General features: G+C 62.2%; 16 protein-coding genes and 1 pseudogene. 12 read left to right on the top strand and 5 right to left on the bottom strand.

Translation table 11 applies throughout. The features are described 5' to 3' along the window. Positions 1-90 precede the first annotated feature (90 nt). Positions 91-1,434 (top strand): MATE family efflux transporter, encoded by a 1,344-nt coding sequence (locus tag QF045_RS06045; RefSeq protein WP_306491446.1) that lies wholly within the window; start codon positions 91-93, stop codon positions 1,432-1,434. 47 nt (positions 1,435-1,481) lie between these two features. On the opposite strand, the gene speA is transcribed toward QF045_RS06045, so the two are convergent. The 4 genes from speA to QF045_RS06025 form a co-directional block, all read right to left on the bottom strand. Next, complete coding sequence (speA, locus tag QF045_RS06040) at positions 1,482-3,395, bottom strand: arginine decarboxylase (RefSeq protein WP_306491445.1); 1,914 nt, start codon at positions 3,393-3,395, stop codon at positions 1,482-1,484. 142 nt (positions 3,396-3,537) lie between these two features. After that, positions 3,538-3,909 carry a translation initiation factor Sui1 gene (locus QF045_RS06035; protein WP_049710213.1) on the bottom strand — a complete coding sequence of 124 codons (372 nt, stop codon included), beginning with the start codon at positions 3,907-3,909 and terminating at the stop codon, positions 3,538-3,540. A gap of 307 nt (positions 3,910-4,216) precedes the next feature. Next, a complete protein-coding gene (locus QF045_RS06030; RefSeq protein ID WP_306491444.1) occupies positions 4,217-4,753 on the bottom strand; it encodes an NUDIX hydrolase in 537 nt (178 codons plus the stop codon). Positions 4,754-4,755: 2 nt separating this feature from the next. Further along, positions 4,756-5,823 carry a DUF2333 family protein gene (locus tag QF045_RS06025; protein ID WP_306491443.1) on the bottom strand — a complete coding sequence of 356 codons (1,068 nt, stop codon included), beginning with the start codon at positions 5,821-5,823 and terminating at the stop codon, positions 4,756-4,758. Positions 5,824-6,121: 298 nt separating this feature from the next. Between QF045_RS06025 and QF045_RS06020 the strand changes: the two genes are divergently transcribed. The 10 genes from QF045_RS06020 (at position 6,122) to purH (ending at position 17,940) form a co-directional block, all read left to right on the top strand. After that, positions 6,122-7,792: a PleD family two-component system response regulator gene (locus tag QF045_RS06020; protein WP_306491442.1), complete on the top strand. Its 1,671-nt coding sequence runs from the start codon at positions 6,122-6,124 to the stop codon at positions 7,790-7,792. 53 nt (positions 7,793-7,845) lie between these two features. Then, complete coding sequence (locus QF045_RS06015; protein WP_306491441.1) at positions 7,846-9,807, top strand: methyl-accepting chemotaxis protein; 1,962 nt, start codon at positions 7,846-7,848, stop codon at positions 9,805-9,807. Between the two features lie 211 nt (positions 9,808-10,018). After that, positions 10,019-10,474 carry a type II 3-dehydroquinate dehydratase gene (gene aroQ, locus QF045_RS06010; protein ID WP_065951442.1) on the top strand — a complete coding sequence of 152 codons (456 nt, stop codon included), beginning with the start codon at positions 10,019-10,021 and terminating at the stop codon, positions 10,472-10,474. A gap of 24 nt (positions 10,475-10,498) precedes the next feature. Next, on the top strand, positions 10,499-10,960 hold the full coding sequence (gene accB / locus QF045_RS06005; RefSeq protein ID WP_012721998.1) for an acetyl-CoA carboxylase biotin carboxyl carrier protein: 462 nt from the start codon (positions 10,499-10,501) through the stop codon (positions 10,958-10,960). Positions 10,961-10,977: 17 nt separating this feature from the next. Then, complete coding sequence (gene accC, locus QF045_RS06000) at positions 10,978-12,339, top strand: acetyl-CoA carboxylase biotin carboxylase subunit (RefSeq protein ID WP_003188188.1); 1,362 nt, start codon at positions 10,978-10,980, stop codon at positions 12,337-12,339. Positions 12,340-12,605: 266 nt separating this feature from the next. Then, complete coding sequence (prmA, locus tag QF045_RS05995; RefSeq protein ID WP_306491440.1) at positions 12,606-13,484, top strand: 50S ribosomal protein L11 methyltransferase; 879 nt, start codon at positions 12,606-12,608, stop codon at positions 13,482-13,484. Positions 13,485-13,514: 30 nt separating this feature from the next. Continuing rightward, the gene (locus tag QF045_RS05990) at positions 13,515-14,735 is read left to right on the top strand and encodes a DUF3426 domain-containing protein (RefSeq protein WP_306491439.1); all 1,221 of its coding nucleotides are present in this window, start codon (positions 13,515-13,517) and stop codon (positions 14,733-14,735) included. Positions 14,736-14,920: 185 nt separating this feature from the next. Next, a complete protein-coding gene (gene dusB / locus QF045_RS05985) occupies positions 14,921-15,934 on the top strand; it encodes a tRNA dihydrouridine synthase DusB (RefSeq protein WP_306491438.1) in 1,014 nt (337 codons plus the stop codon). Next, on the top strand, positions 15,931-16,251 hold the full coding sequence (gene fis / locus QF045_RS05980; RefSeq protein WP_002555375.1) for a DNA-binding transcriptional regulator Fis: 321 nt from the start codon (positions 15,931-15,933) through the stop codon (positions 16,249-16,251). Before dusB ends, fis begins: the two co-directional genes overlap by 4 nt. Before the next feature lie 81 nt (positions 16,252-16,332). After that, positions 16,333-17,940, top strand: coding sequence for a bifunctional phosphoribosylaminoimidazolecarboxamide formyltransferase/IMP cyclohydrolase (gene purH / locus QF045_RS05975; protein WP_306491437.1), 1,608 nt, complete (start codon positions 16,333-16,335; stop codon positions 17,938-17,940). 15 nt (positions 17,941-17,955) lie between these two features. Here purH and QF045_RS05970 read toward each other — a convergent pair. After that, positions 17,956-18,069 (bottom strand): annotated as a pseudogene (locus QF045_RS05970) (outer membrane lipoprotein carrier protein LolA); the annotation flags it as partial. A gap of 21 nt (positions 18,070-18,090) precedes the next feature. Between QF045_RS05970 and purD the strand changes: the two are divergent. Then, on the top strand, positions 18,091-19,383 hold the full coding sequence (gene purD, locus QF045_RS05965) for a phosphoribosylamine--glycine ligase (RefSeq protein WP_306491436.1): 1,293 nt from the start codon (positions 18,091-18,093) through the stop codon (positions 19,381-19,383). Positions 19,384-19,468 lie beyond the last annotated feature (85 nt).

Genomic DNA, 19,468 nt, shown 5'->3' with positions numbered 1-19,468 from the left:
ACACCGCCATCGGGGGCAAGCCCCCTCCCACATTGGATCTGCGGTGGGGTGGGTGGACGGTTACAATGCGCCACCCTCGAAGGAGCCTTCATGACCACCCTGCTTGCCGACTGGCACCACCGCCCCACCCATCGCCGTGTCTGGGCCCTGGCCGCGCCGATGATCCTGTCGAATATCTCCGTGCCGCTGGTGGCCCTGGTCGACAGCATGGTCATCGGTCACCTGCCCCACGCCCATCAACTGGGCGCCGTGGCCGTCGGTGCCAGCCTGTATACCTTCCTCGCCTGGGCCATGGGTTTTCTGCGCATGGGCTCCACCGGTTTTGCCGCCCAGGCCGCCGGACGCAATGACGGCGCGGCCTTGCGCCAGATCCTGCTGCAAGGCCTGCTGCTGGCGCTGGGGCTGGCAATGCTGCTGGGCACCGTGGGCATTCCGCTCAGCCATCTGGCGCTGACGTGGATGCAGCCCTCCGCCGAACTGAACCAACTGACCCGTGAGTTCTTCCATACGCGTCTGTTCGGCCTGCCTGCCGCACTCGCCAGTTACGCGCTGGTCGGCTGGTTTCTCGGCACCCAGAACGCCCGTGCGCCGCTGGCGATCCTGCTGACCACCAACCTGGTCAACATCGCGCTGAACCTGTGGTTCGTGCTCGGCCTGGACTGGGGCGTGGTCGGTTCGGCGCGGGCCTCGGTGATTGCCGAGTGGACCGGCGCCCTGCTCGGCCTGGCCCTCACGCAAAAAGCCCTGCGCGCCTACCCTGGGCAGATCGCTTGGGCGGCGCTGAAACGCTGGCAAAGCTGGCGCCCGCTGCTGGCGGTGAATCGCGACATTTTTATCCGCAGCCTGGCGCTGCAGTCGGTGTTTTTCATGATCACCGTGCAAGGCGCGCGCCTGGGGGACGCGACCGTGGCGGCCAATGCGCTGCTGCTCAACGGCCTGCTGCTGACCGCCCACGCGCTGGACGGCCTGGCCCATGCAGTCGAAGCCCTGTGCGGCCACGCCATCGGCGCGCGTGACCGCCAGGCGTTAAGGCGCTCATTAGTGGTTGCCTGTGGCTGGTCACTGATCGCAAGCGTTGGTTTCGCGTTGCTGTTCACCTTCGCCGGCCATTTGTTTATCGCGATGCAGACCGATATTCCAAGCGTGCGCGAAACCGCCGACCGCTACCTGCCCTACCTTGCGGTATTGCCGTTGATTGCGGTGTGGAGTTATTTGCTCGATGGGCTGTTTATCGGCGCAACGCGGGCGCGGGAGATGCGCAATGGGATGTTGCTGACCGTGCTGCTGGTGTTGCCGGTGGCGTGGGCGCTACAGGGGTTGGGCAACCACGGGTTGTGGATAACCTTCCTGTTGTTCATGGCAGTGCGCAGCCTGACGCTGTGGGCGATTGCCTGGCGCTTGAATCGGCAAGGATTGTGGCTGGGGCCGAACTGAAGGAATGCAATCCAAATGTGGGAGGGGGCTTGCCCCCTCCCACATTTTTACGAGGACAAGTACGAAGAGCGAGTCAGACCCAGGCGCAGCGCATCCAGGAACTGGGTACGCTCGGACGCGGAAATCTTCGCGCTGGCGCACTTGTCGCGGTAGTGCGTCATCAACTCCTCCGGCGACAAGTGCACATAGCGCAGCATGTCTTCGATGGTGTCGTGGGTCTCGATACCGGCGCTGTACACCGAACCGTCTTCGCGCTGGTAGATGTTCACCGAGTCGGTGTCGCCGAACAGGTTGTGCATGTCACCGAGAATTTCCTGGTAAGCACCGACCAGGAAGATACCCAGCAAGTAGTCTTCGCCCTCGTTCAAGCCATGTACCGGCAGGCTGGTCTCGATGCTCTGCTCGTCGACGTACTGCTTGATCTTGCCGTCGGAGTCGCAGGTCAGGTCTTGCAGCACGGCGCGGCGCAGCGGCTCTTCGTCGAGGCGATGCAGCGGCAGGATCGGCAGGACCTGGCCGATGGCCCAGGTGTCCGGCAGGCTCTGGAACACCGAGAAGTTGCAGATGTACTTGTCGGCCAGCTTGTCGTTGAGTTCGTCCAGCACCTGGCGGTGCGAGCGCTGACGGGCTTTCAAAGAGTTGTGCAGGCGACGGCATACGGCGAAGTAGCACTGCTCGGCCAGGGCTTTCTCAGCCAGGGTCAGTTTGCCATCGGCGTACTGGGTGGCCACGTCGCTCATGTAGTGAGTGGCGCGCCAGTAGGTTTCGGTGACCATCTCGATGTCGGTCGGGCCGAGCAGGTCCACCAGCCATTGCACGGTTTCCGGCAGGCTTTCCTTGTTCTCGATGGTCGGGATTTCGTCGTTGTGTTTCTCGACGTCGGTCACCTGCACCACCAGCATGGCGTGGTGGGCGGTCAGCGAGCGGCCGCTTTCGGAGAAGATGTGCGGGTGCGGCAGGCTCTGCGCGTCGCAGAATTCCTTGAGCATGCCCACTACCACACCGGCGTAGTCGTCCATGTCGTAGTTGATCGAACTGGCGTTACGCGAATGAGTACCGTCGTAGTCCACGCCCAAACCGCCGCCCACGTCGATGTGGTCCACCGGCAGGCCGAGGTTGCGCAGTTCGCCGTAGTAACGAATGGCTTCCTTGAACCCGTGCTGGTAGTCGGCCAGGTTGGCGATCTGCGAACCCATGTGGAAGTGCAGCAGGCGGATGCCCTGATCGAGGCCCGCCGCGCGGAAGCGCTCGACCACCGACAACAGTTGCGCCGCCGACAGACCGAACTTGGATTTTTCACCGCCGGTGTCCGCCCACTTGCTTGAAGCCAGCGACGACAGGCGCACGCGCAAGCCCACCTGCGGCTTGACCTTGAGGCTGGCGGCCTCTTCGATCACCAGCTCAACCTCGGACTCTTTCTCGATCACGATGAACACGTTGTGGCCGAGCTTCTGGCCCATCAGCGCCAGGCGGATGAACTCACGGTCCTTGTAACCGTTGCAGACGATGGTGCCGCCTTTTGGCGCCAGGGCCAGCACGGCCAACAGCTCAGGCTTGGAGCCGGCTTCCAGGCCAATGGAGACGTTCTGGGTGGCGATGATGTTTTCGATCACCGCCTCCTGCTGGTTCACCTTGATCGGGTACAGCGCGGTGTACTTGCTCTGGTATTCCAGGCGCTCGATGTTCGAATCGAAGGCACCGGTCAGTTGGCGTACACGGTCTTGCAGGATATCGGGGAAGCGCACCAGCAAGGGCAACGACAGGCCGCTTTTGCGCAGCTCGTCGACTTGCTCGTACAGGTCGACGGGCGTGCTGTTCGGACCGTTCGGACGGACTTCTACGCGACCGGCTTCATTGATCGCGAAATAACCGGCCCCCCAATGGCGGATCCCGTAAACACTGCGGCTGTCCGCAACTGTCCATTGGCTGCCATCGTCTTTGCGTGTGCGTCGTACGGACATCGAAGTCCCCTATATATGAAGGCGAAGGCGCCACCTCAAGCGGAGGCTGGCGCAGTCTAAAGAATGAAAATGACGATTTGCCTGTAAGGGAGGTAGACCTCGCTAGCAGGACAGAGTTTAGACACAGGTTGGGAAGAGGCTTTCAGCCGCCGGACTTCTTGGCCTTGTAACCGAGCTTGATCAGCTCGGCCAACAGCAGTTCGACATGCTCGCCCTGGATCTCGATGACCCCGTCTTTCAACGCGCCACCGGTGCCGCAACGCTTTTTCAGCGTGGTGGCCAGCTCCTTGAGCGCGTCTTCGGCCAGCGGCACGCCGGTGATGGTGGTCACCGTCTTGCCGCCACGGCCTTTGCTCTCGCGGCGCACGCGGGCAATGCCGTCGCCTTCGGGAATCAGGGTTTGTTTGCAGGTGCACGCGTCCACGGGCTGACGACAGTCCGGGCAGTGTCGACCTGCGTCGGTGGAAAATACCAGGCCACCAAGGGCGGCGAAGGATGCGGCTTTTTTGGCCACCGGCAATCCTCTTGGGAGGATGAAGACAGATCGGCGCCGCACAGGGCGGTGACCGACCGCGAAGCCCCACTCAGGCAGGGGCAGCGCTACCGAACCGCCAAGGTCAACAACCCTTGCAGGAGCGAGCTTGCTCGCGAAGATCGTCAACGATAACGCGGGCATTCAGGCAGCACGCGGTGTCTTGGCGTTTTTCGCGAGCACGCTCGCTCCTACAGGATGAAACATTCGCGGTTCGGGTGAAAAGGCGCGCAGTGTAACGGCAAAAAGCCCTGTTGCTAAGAGCCAAATGGCGCCAATTTATGCAACTTTAGCGACGTGAGGCGAGATAGCGCCGCAAGCCTTCCTGGGCGTCCGGGCAGTAGGGCTTTTGCCGGGCCTGCGCCAGCACTGTTTCGATGGGCAGGAAGCAGGCTTCCATCACCTCTTCAGGCTGCAGGCACAGGGGCCCGTCCCATACCGCCGAGTAGGATTTGCACCACAACCGGCTGTCCCCGTCCTCGAAGTAGAAATGGTCGTGCTCGGTCAATTCCACCCCGCTCACGCCCAGTTCTTCTTCCAGTTCGCGGGCCGCCGAAACGGCATAGCTCTCCCCTTGAGCCACCATGCCGCCGGCCGCCGTGTCCCAGAACCCCGGGTACAGGGCTTTACTCAGGGTGCGCCGATGCACGCACAACTCACCCTTGGTATTGAACAGGAATATGAAGGTGCAACGGCCGATCAGGCCGCGCTGGCGAAGGTCGGACCTGACCAGGTGGCCGAGCAGGTTGTCCTGCTCGTCCACCCAGCAGATCAGTTCAGCATCGGAGGCCGCACGGTGTGCAGCCTCCCGTTGAGTAGCGTCCATCATCAACCCTGGTTGAGGAGCTGACGCAAGTCGATCACTGCAGCGTTGGCCCGGGAAATGTAGTTGGCCATCACCAGCGAATGGTTCGCCAGTACACCGAAGCCACTGCCGTTGAGAATCATAGGACTCCACACCGGCTCCTGCGAGGCCTCCAGCTCACGAATGATCTGGCGCACGCTCACGGTGGCGTTTTTCTTGGCCAGCACGTCGGCGAAATCGACTTCGATGGCACGCAGCAGATGGGACAAGGCCCACGCCTGGCCACGGGCCTCGTAGAACACGTTATCGATCTGCATCCATGGGGTTTCCACCACTTCTTCATCGACCTGCGGCACTTCACCCGGCGCCAGCGCCTCGGTTTTCAGCGCGGTGTTCAGCTTGACCCGGCCCACGCTGGCCGACAGGCGTTGCGACAGCGAACCCAGGCGGGTGGCGACGTCGCCCAGCCAGTTGTTCAGGTTGTCGGCGCGGGCGTAGAACAGCGCGCCCTTCTGGTTCGGGTCGGACAAGCGTGCTTCGTAGCGGCTCAGGGAATTGATGCCTTCCTGATATTCCGACTCGCTGGACGGCAGCACCCAGCTCTTGTTGTCGAAGTTGAAACGCGGCTCGGCCTTGGCCAGGTCCGCGTCTTCGGCCGACTGCGACTGGGAACGGGCGAAGTCTTTGCGCAGGGCGCGGGTCAGGTCACGCACCTGCACCAGCACGCCGTACTCCCAGCTCGGCATGTTGTCCATCCACAGGCCTGGCGGGAAACGGTCGTTGGAAATGTAGCCACCGGGCTTGTTCAGCAAGGTGCCGACCACGGTCTTGACGGTTTCGACGGTGGTGTAGCCGATCACCATCTGCTTGCCTTCCTTCTCGGCGGCAAGCTGGGCGTTTTGCTGGACCGGGAACAACGCCGGCTCCTGGCTCCAATACCAACCCAGGCCACCGGTGACCAGCAGGTACAAGCAGATCACGCTGAGCAAGGCGCGGCTCATCAGCAGGTTGCGCAAGTAGCTGCGGTTGGCCGACTTGGGCTCAGGGGCGGGGCCTTTGGCACTGCCTTCGCGGTTTTTCCAGTCCAGCATGGCGATATCCTTTCAATCACTTGAGTTCATGCACATCAATTGTCCGGGTGCGGTCAAACACTCCGACCACAACCCTACCCCATCGTGCCCATCGGTGCGGGCTTTTAAACCGAATTGGCGCATACCAGCGGTTGGACTATAAAGGATGCACGCGTTTTACACAGCGCGACCATGAGGTCAGAAAATGAATGACACAGACTTGTACTTAATTGACGTATGACACTCATGCAACAGAAAAAGAGGTGCTAGCATAAGGCCACCAGCCAACCTCAGCACGCACCCTCACAGTAGTCCGGATATGACCGAGCCAGAAGACCCCAGCCGCGAGCGTCTCAAGCAGCACTTTGCCCAGCGGGTAATTCATCAGGCACGTCAAATTCTTGAGATCTGGCAGCGCCTGCAACGCAGCGAATGGTCGAACGCCGATTTCTCCGAGCTCAGTGAGGCCAATCTGCGCCTGCTGCGCTTTGCCGAGCGTTTTGAACAGCCCGAACACAGCCAACTGGCCCGGCACATTGGCGAGTCCCTCAAGGCCGTGGACGAAAATCGTGGCCGCCTAAGCAGCCAACTGATCAGCGAGCTCAATCGCTTGATGCAGCGCCTGTCGCGTACCGGGCTGCGTCAGGGCGACCAGCTTGAACAAACCCTGCTGCCACCGATGCGCAAGCCGATCTACGTGATGCTGGCCGACCACGACCGCGCCGAGCGCCTGGCCAAACAGCTGGAGTTCTTTGGCATGAGCGCCCAATCCCTGGACAGCGTCGCGGCCTTTCGCGCCTCCATGGCCGAGCGCCTGCCGTCGGCAATGGTGATGGACGTGGATTTCTGCGGCGCCGGGCTGGGGCTGAAGCTGGCCGCCGAAGCCCAGCAGGGTCTGGAGCAGAAGCTGCCGCTGCTGTTTTTCAGCCTGCATGAAACCGACACCCCGACCCGCCTGGCCGCCGTGCGCGCCGGCGGCGAAGAATTCCTGACCGGCACGCTGGAAGCCTCAAGCCTGCTGGAAAAGATCGAAGTGCTGACCTGCGTCGCTCAATATGAGCCGTATAAAGTGCTGATCATCGATGACTCCCGCGCCCAGGCGTTGCACACCGAACGCCTGCTCAACAGCGCCGGCATCGTCACCCGCACCTTGATCGAGCCGATCCAGGCGATGGCCGAGCTGGCGGACTTCCAGCCCGACCTGATCATCCTCGACATGTACATGCCCGCCTGTACCGGCACCGAACTGGCCAAGGTGATTCGCCACAACGACCGCTATGTCAGCGTGCCGATCATCTACCTGTCGGCCGAAGACGACCTGGACAAACAGCTGGATGCGATGAGCGAAGGCGGTGACGACTTTCTGACCAAGCCGATCAAGCCGCGCCATCTGATCACCACCGTGCGCAACCGCGCCGCGCGTGCTCGCAATTTAAAAGCGCGGATGGTGCGCGACAGCCTGACCGGGCTTTACAACCACACCCATATCCTGCAATTGCTCGAAGACTGCAGCTTCCGCGCCCGTCGCGAGAACAAGCCGTTGAGCTTTGCCATGCTCGATATCGACCATTTCAAGCGGGTCAATGACAGCCACGGGCACCCCATGGGCGACCGCGTGATCAAAAGCCTGGCGCTGTTTCTCAAGCAGCGTTTGCGCAAGACCGACTACATCGGCCGCTATGGCGGTGAAGAATTCGCCATCGTGATGCCCGACACCGACCTCGAATCGGCCTGCAAGGTGCTGGACGACATTCGTGGGCGCTTTGCGGAAATTCACTACCCGGCCCAGCCGCAGGATTTATGGTGCACCTTCAGCGCCGGGCTGGTGGAGCTGTGCGACGGCTCCGACAGCCTGATGATGGCCGCCCAGGCCGACGAGGCGCTGTACCGTGCCAAGGCCGCCGGGCGTAACCGCGTGCAAGCCGCGCGCACATCAAAGCAAAGTGCCATCTTTTCACCGGAATCCACTGAATCGGTCATAACTTTGTAACGCAAGCGCAATAAATTCAGGCACTTATCTTTTGCCGTCGGTTGAAACCACGCATGCGCCTGAAGCTGCTGACCAATCTCAATACCCTTCTATTGGTGGCCGTGTGCCTGGCCCTCGGGGCGACGCTGTGGTGGTCGCAACGGGCGCTGGAGCGCCCTTACCTGTTGATGGAACGCTACCTGGGGCTGTCACAGGCCTTCGAAAACCAGGCCGCACGCAATATTGACGACTACCTGGCCAGCGGCGATGCCCTGCGCTTGAGCAGCGCCGGCCAGAGCCTGGAAAGCCTGTTGCAGCAACTCGACCCACTGCCGCCCGAGTTGGCGCAGAGCCTGCGTCCCAGCCTCGCGGAGCTGGATGCCTTCAGCAAAACCGACCTGCTCGCCGCCGGCAAACTGGCCGGTGACCCGCAAGCGCTGCTACTGCAAGCCGAACGCGAACTGGGGGCGAACCTGGAGCAACTGAGCCAGTACGCCGGCGCCGTCGATTCGGCGGATGCGGCGCGCTATCTGCCGCCACTGCTGGCCGCCGCGCAACACCTGGGCAAGCTGTCCCTGGCCCGCGACAAACTGGTCAGCAGCGGGCGCGCCGAGTTGGCCGATGAGGTCGAACGTGAAATCGCCAGCATCCGCAGCCAGGCCGACCGGTTGGCGCAGTTGCCTTTGCTGGGCGTCAAAGCCAGCGCCGAATCCAGCAGCGACGATTTTTCCGCGCTGATGGGCCTGCAGAACAGCGATAAAACCGAAGCCCAGGACACCGGCGTAGACCTCAAGCGTGAGCTCAACAGCCTGCTGACCCGCTACCCCGGCGAACTCAAGCGCACCCGCGAACAGATCCAGCAACGCACCGAGCTTGCCGCCGCCACCCACGTCAAGATCACCCGCGTGAGACAAGCGATCGCCGACATGGAGCCGGTAGTGCGCGCGCAACACGCTCGGATCCAGGGCGAAGTGCGCCTGATGCAGGGCCTGATGATTGGCCTGATCCTGCTGATCGCCCTGTTGATCGATACCCTGCAGCGGCGCCTGGCGCGGGTGCTGACCAACCTCGCACCGGCGCTGTCCACCTGGGCCGAAGGCAACTTCAGCCAGCCGATCGCTTTGGGCCGGACCAACCGCGAACTGCACGATATCGAAGCCTCGCTCAACCGCCTGCGCGCCTACCTGGTGGACCTCGTCGGCACGATTCGCGGCAATGCCGAAGCCGTCGCCGGTAGCAGCCGCGCCCTCGCCGAACTGAGCAGCGGCTTGCACGACGGCGCCGAACGCCAGGCCGGGGACACCGCGCAGATCCGTGACTCCCTGGGCGAACTGGAAGCGACCATCCAGCAAGTGGCGGGCGATGCCAGCCAGGCCGCAGGCGCCAGTCGCAGTGCAGGCGTGGCCGTTGAACAAGGCCAGCGGGTAATCGGCCTGAGCCTGGCCGGGCTGCATGCCCTGGTGGGTGAAGTGCAGCAAAACGCGCAGATGATCGAGAAACTTGCCGAAGAGTCCGCCACCATCGGCGGCGTACTCACGGTAATCCGCTCGATCGCCGACCAGACCAACCTGCTGGCGCTCAACGCGGCAATCGAGGCGGCCCGCGCCGGTGAAGCCGGACGCGGTTTTGCCGTGGTCGCCGATGAAGTGCGCTCCCTGGCCCAACGCACCGCGGGCGCCACCGCCGAAATCCAGGGCCTGATCGCCGGCCTGCAAACCGCCGCCCACCAATCGGTGCAGGGCATGCGTGCGCAGGTCGAACACGCCGAAGCCACCGCCGAACAAGCCCAGGCCGCCGATGGCGCGCTGGATGAAATCGTCGGGGCAATCCAGACCATCTCCGAGACCGCCGTGCGCATCGCCGATGTGACTGCGCAGCAAAGCGGGGCGGTGAGCGAGATCCGCGACAACAGCGAGCGGATTCACCAGTTGGGCGAGGACAACCTGCTGCGTATCGGGCAAGGCCGCCGCCAGGGCGAACACCTGCTGGTACTGGGCGGCCAGCTCAACACCGCCGTGCAGGCCTTCCGCGTGTGACCCACCCCCGCGCCTGGTGAAGATCAAATGTGGGAGGGGGCTTGCCCCCTCCCACAGTTGATCTGCATGACCAGATCCAAGGCCACAGTCACAAATTTTTCGCTATCCTCGCTAATCGTGTTGGCTACTGCATAGAACTGGACAGTCACAAAGGCTTTGCGGCATAGTCGCCGGGTTCTGCCGTACCCCACCCAATAACAAGGAACAGCCGATGGCGACCTTACTGGTTCTTCACGGACCCAACCTGAACCTGCTCGGCACCCGCGAACCGGGCGTCTACGGGGCAGTGACCCTGGATCAGATCAACCTCGATCTGGAACAGCGGGCCCGTGTTGCCGGTCATCATTTGCTCTACCTGCAAAGCAATGCCGAGTATGAATTGATTGATCGCATCCATGCCGCGCGTGGCGAAGGCGTGGACTTTATTCTGATCAATCCCGCCGCTTTCACGCACACAAGCGTTGCATTACGTGACGCGCTGCTGGCGGTGAGCATCCCATTCATCGAAGTGCATTTATCGAACGTGCACAAACGCGAAGCTTTCCGCCATCACTCTTACTTCTCCGACGTAGCGGTAGGAGTGATCTGCGGCCTTGGCGCCAGCGGTTACCGACTGGCCCTGGAGGCCGCCCTGGAACACGTTGAAGAACAGGCTAAACGCCCCTGACCGACCCTTGGGAGTTGATGATTCATGGATATCCGTAAAGTTAAGAAACTGATCGAACTGCTGGAAGAATCCGGTATCGACGAGCTGGAAATCAAGGAAGGCGAAGAGTCCGTACGGATCAGCCGTCACAGCAAGACCCCGGCTCAACAGTTCTACGCGCCACAGATGCAAGCACCGGCTCCAGCCGCTGCCGCCCCTGCCGCCGCTCCAGCAGCCGCCGCACCTGCCGCTCCGGCAGCCCCTGCGCTGAACGGTTTCGTGGTCAAGTCGCCAATGGTCGGTACCTTCTACCGCACCCCGGCACCGACCTCGCCAGCCTTCGTTGAAGTGGGCAAGACCGTGAAAGTGGGCGACACCATCTGCATCGTTGAAGCGATGAAGATGATGAACCACATCACCGCTGAAAAAGCCGGCGTCATTGAATCCATCCTGGTAGAAAACGGTCAGCCGGTTGAGTACGACCAGCCGCTGTTCACCATCGTTTGAACCGCGGAGCGCCTTCGATGTTGAAACCTGCGAAGAAACTGCAAAAAGTCCTGATCGCCAACCGCGGCGAGATCGCGCTGCGTATCCTGCGCGCCTGTAAGGAAGAGGGCATCAAGACCGTCGCTGTTTACTCGACGGCCGATACCGAATTGATGCACGTGAAACTGGCGGACGAAAGCATCTGCATCGGCCCGCCACTGGCCACGAACTCGTACCTGAAAGTCTCGAACATCATCGCCGCGGCAGAAGTGACCGGCGCTGATGGCATTCACCCAGGCTACGGCTTCCTTGCCGAAAACGCCGATTTCGCCGAACAGGTGGAAAAATCCGGGTTTGCCTTCATCGGCCCGAAAGCCGAAACCATTCGCCTGATGGGCGACAAGGTCTCGGCCAAGGACGCCATGATCGCCGCCGGCGTGCCAACCGTTCCTGGCTCCGACGGCCCGCTGCCTGAAGACGAGGAAACCGCTCTGCGCATTGGTCGCGAAGTCGGTTACCCGGTGATCATCAAGGCCGCCGGTGGCGGTGGTGGTCGCGGCATGCGCGTGGTGCACAAGGAAGAAGACCTGATCGAAGCCGCCAAGCAGACCCGCTCCGAAGCGGGCGCCTGGTTCGGCAACCCGATGGTCTACCTGGAGAAGTACCTGACCAACCCACGTCACGTGGAAGTGCAGGTGCTGTCCGACGGCCAGGGCCACGCCATCCATCTGGGCGACCGCGATTGCTCCCTGCAGCGTCGTCACCAGAAGGTGTTGGAAGAAGCGCCGGCACCGGGCCTGGACGAGAAGGCTCGCCAGGAAGTCCTGGCACGCTGCGTCAAGGCGTGCATCGACATCAACTACCGTGGCGCCGGTACCTTTGAGTTCCTCTACGAAAACGGCCGTTTCTACTTCATCGAGATGAACACTCGCGTGCAGGTAGAACACCCGGTTTCGGAGATGGTCACCGGTATCGATATCGTCAAGGAGATGCTCAGCATCGCCGCTGGCAACGTGCTGTCCTTTACCCAGGACGACGTGAAGATGCACGGCCACTCCCTGGAGTGCCGGATCAACGCCGAAGACCCGAAAACCTTTATCCCAAGCCCTGGCCTGGTCAAGCATTTCCACGCGCCCGGCGGCAACGGCGTCCGTGTGGATTCGCACCTGTACAGCGGCTACAAGGTTCCGTCCAACTACGACTCGCTGATCGGCAAGCTGATCACCTGGGGCGCAACCCGCGACGAGGCCATGGCCCGTATGCGCAACGCCCTGGACGAAATCGTGGTCGACGGCATCAAGACCAACATCCCGCTGCATCGGGACCTGGTTCGTGATGAAGGCTTCTGCGAAGGTGGTGTGAACATTCACTACCTGGAACACAAGCTGGCCAACCAGTAAGTGCTCCACCCAACAAGGCCGCCTTCGGGCGGCTTTGTTGTTTCTGGAACCCCGGCTTATTGGATGTACACAGTTCAAAATGTGGGAGGGGGCTTGCCCCCGATGGCGGTGAATCAGCTACCGATAAGGCGACTGACACACCGCAATCGGGAGCAAGCCCCCTCCCACATTTGATCCGCTGTCGTCTTCTGCACGCCGCTCGCGTAAACTTGCGCGCTTTCGCAGCCCCACCCCGCTGCACACTCATTTTTTCAAAGGTGCCCGCCATGCCTTGGCTGCAAGTCCGTCTCGCCATCAGCCCAGAACAAGCCGAAACCTACGAAGACGCGTTCCTCGAAGTCGGCGCCGTGTCGGTGACATTCATGGACGCCGAAGACCAGCCGATCTTCGAACCTGAACTCAACACCACCCCGCTGTGGTCCCACACCCATCTGCTGGCCCTGTTCGAAGACGGCACCGATGCCGCCAGCGTACTGGCCCACATGGAATTGCTCACCGGCGGCCCGCTGCCCGAGCATCACAGCGAAGTGATCGAAGACCAGGATTGGGAGCGCAGTTGGATGGATAACTTCCAGCCCATGCGTTTCGGCCAGCGCCTGTGGATCGTCCCCAGCTGGCACGCCGCCCCGGAGCCGGACGCGGTCAACCTGCTGCTGGACCCGGGCCTGGCGTTCGGCACCGGCACTCACCCCACCACCGCATTGTGCCTGGAATGGCTGGACGGCCAGGACCTGACCGACAGCAACGTGCTCGACTTCGGCTGCGGTTCGGGGATTCTGGCCATCGCCGCCCTGCTGCTGGGCGCCAAGGAGGCGGTGGGCACCGATATCGACGTGCAGGCGCTGGAAGCCTCACGCGACAACGCCGGGCGCAACCAAATTCCTGAAGGCAAATTCCCGCTCTATCTGCCCGAGGACCTGCCCCAGGTACAGGCCGATGTGCTGGTCGCCAACATTCTCGCCGGGCCATTGGTGTCGCTGGCGCCGCAGTTGTCGAGCCTGGTCAAGCCGGGCGGGCGCCTGGCGCTGTCGGGCATTCTCGCCGAGCAGGGTGAAGACGTCGCCGCCGCCTACGCCAAGGATTTCGAGCTGGACCCTATCGCCAACCGTGACGGCTGGGTACGCATCAGCGGTCGTCGGCGCTAGAATGAGCGCTTGTCTGAATCGGATGGCCGCATGACCGACAGTTTCGTCACCCAGTGCCCGCATTGCCAAGCGCGCTTTCGCGTCAACCACGCTCAGTTGAGCGTGGCCCGTGGCGTGGTGCGCTGCGGCTCGTGCCTGCAGGTCTTCAATGCCGCTCGCCAGTTGCTGGAGCAACGGGCTCAGGCGTCGACGACGGAACCTGAACAGTCCGCCGTGGCTGAGCCAACGCCTGCGCCGCCGCGTGCAATCAGCCAGAAACAGTGGACGGCCGAAGAGCTGGACCTGGACAACCTCGACCTGGACGAAGAGCTGGCCAAGCTCGAGCGCCGCGAGATCCAGCACACCCAGCCCGTTGGCGCGGAACGCCGCCAGCCCGGTGCCGACCGTCGGCACAAGGAAGAGCCCCTCAGCGCCAGCCGCAATACCGTCAAGGCCGAGGAAGAAAAGTGGGCCGCCAGCCTGTTCAGCGAGCCGCCGCAAGAGCGCGCCCTGCCCGATGAAGCCGAGCCGGAGCCGAGCGAACGCACCGAGCCGTCGTTGTCGTTTCACAGCGATGACATCGACGACGAACCGCCACTGCGCTCGACGCCCGACGAGGACGACGATCCAGACCCACCGTTTACACCCCTGACGCCATCGGCGGACGCAACCGATGACCGCCCGCCATCGCGGCGCAAGCGAGCGCGCACCGAGTCCAGCGCCCACGACGATGTGTTCCAGGACCTGGAGGACGACCCGCTGCACTTGTATGCACAGAAGCGTCCGTCCGGCTGGGGCCGCCGCCTGATCTGGATCGTGCTGGTACTGCTCGCCGCCGCCGGTCTGGCCGGCCAGTACGTCGCCTACCAATTCGACGAACTGGCCCGCCAGGACGCCTACCGCCCGTGGTTCCAGCAGTTGTGCCCGAAACTGGGCTGCAGCGTGCCATCACGGGTCGATATCGCCCATATCAAGAGCAGCAACCTGGTGGTGCGCAGCCACCCGGAATTCGCCGGCGCGCTGGTGGTGGACGCGATCATCTACAACCGCGCCACCTTCTCCCAGCCCTTCCCGCTGCTGGAGCTGCGCTTTGCCGACCTGAACGGCGGCCTGATCGCCAGTCGGCGCTTCAAGCCCGCCGAGTACCTCAGCGGCGAGTTGGCCGGGGTCAGCGAAATGCCCTCGCAGACACCGATCCACATCTCCCTGGACATCCTCGACCCAGGCAACAAAGCGGTGAATTACAGCCTGAGCTTCCATTCGCCCGAATGAGGCCACGCCGCAACCAGGGTTTGACGGCGGATTATTGACTGCTCAGGCGTCAACCAAACCGACGGCGATAAAAAATTAACTGTTCAGATTTTATCCAATTCAGCCTTTAACCCGTCATCGAGAGCGGGTATCATGCCAACCCTTTTTCGAACTCTAATGATCCGGCCCCACAACAGGGAAGTCCTATGTCGGCGGTACGCATCGGCCCATATACATTGCACAACGGCTTGATCCTCGCCCCGATGGCGGGTGTCACCGACCAGCCCTTTCGTCAGCTCTGCAAACGTTTGGGCGCGGGTCTAGTAGTCTCTGAAATGGTCACCAGCGACATGAGTTTGTGGAACACCCGCAAATCGCGGATGCGCATGATCCACGAAGGTGATCCCGAGCCACGCTCGGTGCAGATCGCCGGAGGTGATGCGCAAATGCTGGCGGACGCGGCCCGGGCCAATGTGGAGCTGGGCGCGCAGATTATCGACATCAACATGGGCTGCCCGGCCAAGAAGGTTTGCAACAAGGCCGCTGGTTCCGCCTTGTTGAAAGATGAGCAGTTGGTTGCCGAGATCCTGCAGGCCGTTGTCGCCGCAGTCGATGTGCCGGTGACGCTGAAGATTCGTACCGGTTGGGACCGGGACAACAAGAATGGCCTGACGGTGGCGAAGATCGCCGAACAGGCAGGTATTGCAGCGCTGGCGGTGCATGGCCGCACCCGTGCCGACCTTTATACCGGCGAAGCCGAGTACGACACGATTGCCGCGATCAAGCAGGCGGTGTCGATGCCGGTGTTTGCCAATGGCGATATCGATTCAGCCGAAAAAGCCCGGCGCGTGCTGCACGCAACCGGTGCCGACGGTTTGTTGATCGGCCGGGCCGCCCAGGGGCGGCCATGGATTTTCCGTGAGATCGAGCATTTTCTGCGTACCGGCGATGTGTTGCCGGCACCGGAGTTGTCCGAGGTGGAACGTATTCTGCTAGAGCATCTGGCCGCCCTGCACGCCTTCTATGGGGATGTGATGGGCGTACGCATTGCTCGCAAGCATGTCGGCTGGTACCTCGCCACCTTGCCGGGCGCCAAGGAATTTCGCGCTCAGTTCAACCGTTTGGATGAAACGCAGGCACAGGTCGCCACCGTTCGTGAGTTCTTCGCCGAACGTGACAAGAGCCTGGGAACAGGGGATGGAGAAGGGGTGGCCGCATGACGATGATGACCGAGACTTTAGTGAGTGGAACAACACCCGTGAGCGACAACGTCAATTTGAAACAGCACCTCAACACGCCGAGCGAAGAAGGCCAGACCCTTCGCGGGAGTGTCGAGAAGGCGCTGCACAATTATTTCGCCCACCTTGAGGGCGCTTCCGTCACGGATGTGTACAACCTGGTGCTCTCCGAAGTCGAGGCGCCCTTGCTCGAAAGCGTGATGAACTACGTCAAGGGCAACCAGACCAAAGCCAGTGAGCTGCTGGGCCTCAACCGTGGCACCTTGCGCAAAAAGCTCAAGCAATACGATTTGCTGTAAGCATTCAATCAAACCAGAAAGGCGCCCGCGTAAAAACGGTCGCCTTTTTTGCTGACTCCTTTGCTTTTGATGGAAATTGAGATGACCGACCAGACTACCCGCCTGCCGATCCGCCGCGCCTTGATCAGTGTTTCCGACAAGACCGGGATCCTCGAATTTGCCCGGGAGCTGGAAGCCCTGGGCGTGGAAATCCTCTCCACGGGCGGGACCTTCAAACTGCTGCAGGACAACGGCGTGGCCGCAGTGGAAGTCGCGGACTACACCGGTTTCGCGGAAATGATGGACGGTCGGGTCAAGACCCTGCACCCGAAAATCCACGGCGGCATCCTCGGCCGTCGCGGTATCGACGACGCCATCATGAACGAGCACGGCATCAAGCCGATCGACCTGGTGGCCGTTAACCTCTACCCCTTCGAAGCCACCATCAACAAGCCAGGCTGCGACCTGCCGACCGCCATCGAAAACATCGATATCGGCGGCCCGACCATGGTTCGCTCGGCGGCCAAGAACCACAAAGACGTGGCCATCGTGGTCAACGCCAGCGACTACGCCCAGGTGCTCGAAAGCCTCAAGGCCGGCGGCCTGACCTACGCCCAGCGTTTCGACCTGATGCTCAAGGCGTTCGAACACACCGCGGCCTACGACGGCATGATCGCCAACTATATGGGCACCGTGAACCAGGCCGCCGACACCCTGAGCACAGAAGGCCGCAGCCAGTTCCCGCGCACGTTCAACAGCCAGTTCATCAAGGCCCAGGAAATGCGCTACGGCGAGAACCCGCACCAGAGCGCGGCGTTCTACGTTGAGGCCAAACCTGCCGAAGTGGGCATCGCCACCGCGACCCAGCTGCAAGGCAAGGAGCTGTCCTACAACAACGTGGCCGACACCGACGCCGCGCTGGAATGCGTAAAGAGCTTCGTCAAGCCGGCCTGCGTGATCGTCAAGCACGCCAACCCGTGCGGCGTGGCCGTGAGCCCGGACGCTGAAGGCGGGATCCGCCAGGCCTACGAACTGGCCTACGCCACCGACACCGAGTCGGCATTCGGCGGCATCATCGCCTTCAACCGTGAACTGGACGCCGAGACGGCCAAGGCCATCGTCGAGCGTCAATTCGTTGAAGTGATCATTGCGCCAAGCGTCAGTGAAGAGGCCCGCGCCATCGTCGCGGCCAAAGCCAATGTGCGCCTGCTGGCCTGCGGTGAATGGTCGGCTGACCGCGCCGCTGCCTGGGACTACAAGCGTGTCAATGGCGGCCTGCTGGTACAGAGCCGCGACATCGGCATGATCGGCAGCGACGACTTGAAAGTCGTGACCAAGCGCGCCCCGACCGAGCAAGAGATCAACGACCTGATCTTCGCCTGGAAAGTGGCCAAGTACGTTAAATCCAACGCCATCGTCTACGCCAAGAACCGCCAGACCATCGGCGTCGGCGCCGGCCAGATGAGCCGCGTGAACTCGGCCCGTATCGCCGCGATCAAGGCTGAACACGCCGGCTTGCAGGTGGTAGGTTCGGTCATGGCTTCCGATGCGTTCTTCCCGTTCCGTGACGGTTTGGACAACGCCGCGAAAGCCGGCGTGACCGCCGTGATCCAACCGGGTGGCTCGATGCGTGATGCTGAAGTCATCGCAGCGGCCGACGAAGCGGGCATCGCCATGGTCTTCACCGGCATGCGCCACTTCCGCCACTAAACAGCACCGCTTCTCTACTGTAGGAGCGAGCTTGCTCGCGAAAAACTCAAAAACGCCACGGGGTGTCAGGTTCCCCTCGTCATCGTTCACGACCTTCGCGAGCAAGCTCGCTCCTACGAAGAAGCACAGCGTTTATCAGAGGTTTTTGAAATGAATGTTTTGATCATTGGCAGCGGTGGGCGTGAACACGCCCTGGCCTGGAAAGTTGCCCAGGACCCACGCGTCCAGAAGGTGTTCGTAGCACCGGGTAACGCCGGTACCGCCATTGAAGCCAAGTGCGAAAACGTCGCGATCGACGTGCTGGCCCTTGAGCAACTGGCAGATTTCGCCGAGAAAAACGTCTCCCTGACCATTGTCGGCCCGGAAGTGCCGCTGGTGGCCGGCGTCGTCGACCTGTTCCGCAGCCGTGGCCTGGATTGCTTCGGCCCGACCGCAGGTGCCGCTCAGTTGGAAGGTTCGAAAGCCTTCACCAAGGATTTCCTGGCGCGCCACAAGATCCCGACTGCCGACTACCAGAACTTCACCGAGATCGAGCCGGCCCTGGCTTACCTGCGTGAAAAAGGTGCGCCGATCGTGATCAAGGCCGACGGCCTGGCCGCCGGCAAAGGCGTGATCGTCGCCATGACCCTGCAGGAAGCCGAGGACGCCGTGCGCGACATGCTCGCCGGCAATGCCTTTGGTGATGCGGGTTCGCGCGTGGTGATCGAGGAGTTCCTCGACGGCGAAGAGGCCAGCTTCATCGTCATGGTCGACGGCAAGAACGTACTGCCAATGGCCACCAGCCAGGACCACAAACGCGTCGGCAACGGCGACAGCGGCCCGAATACCGGCGGCATGGGCGCTTACTCCCCGGCGCCAGTGGTCACCGCCCAGGTGCACCAGCGCGTCATGGACCTGGTGATCTGGCCGACCGTGCGCGGCATGGCCGACGAAGGCAACGTCTACACCGGTTTCCTTTACGCCGGTCTGATGATCGACAAAGCTGGTAACCCGAAAGTCATCGAGTTCAACTGCCGCTTCGGTGACCCGGAAACCCAACCCGTCATGCTGCGTTTGCAGTCGAGCCTGGTGCTGCTGGTGGAAGCCGCGCTGGCCCAGGCCCTGGACAAAGTCGAAGCACAGTGGGACCCACGCCCAAGCGTCGGGATCGTACTGGCGGCCGGCGGTTACCCTGCCGATTACGCCAAGGGCGATGTGATTGAAGGCCTGGAAGCGGCCGCGGCGCTGGAAGGCAAGGTGTTTCATGCCGGCACTGCGCTGAAGGATGGCAACGTCGTCACCGCCGGTGGCCGCGTGCTGTGCGCCACCGCGATGGGCGCCAGTGTCGACGCCGCGCAGCAACAGGCGTACAAGCTGGCCGCGAAAATCGACTGGAAAGGCTGCTTCTATCGCACCGACATCGGCTACCGCGCCATTGCCCGTGAGCGTGGCGAGAGCAACTGAGTAGCTATCCGTTCGGGTAGGTAAGGGCCTCTGGCCCTTGCCGTACTCATGTCGCCCCGCGCATAGTTAACCCGTGCATTCACCT

Origin of the sequence: Pseudomonas sp. W4I3 (assembly GCF_030816195.1) — a bacterium.
Taxonomy (GTDB): domain Bacteria; phylum Pseudomonadota; class Gammaproteobacteria; order Pseudomonadales; family Pseudomonadaceae; genus Aquipseudomonas.
The sequence above is the reverse complement of the archived record's forward strand: the minus strand, read 5'-3'. Positions and strand labels throughout refer to the sequence as shown.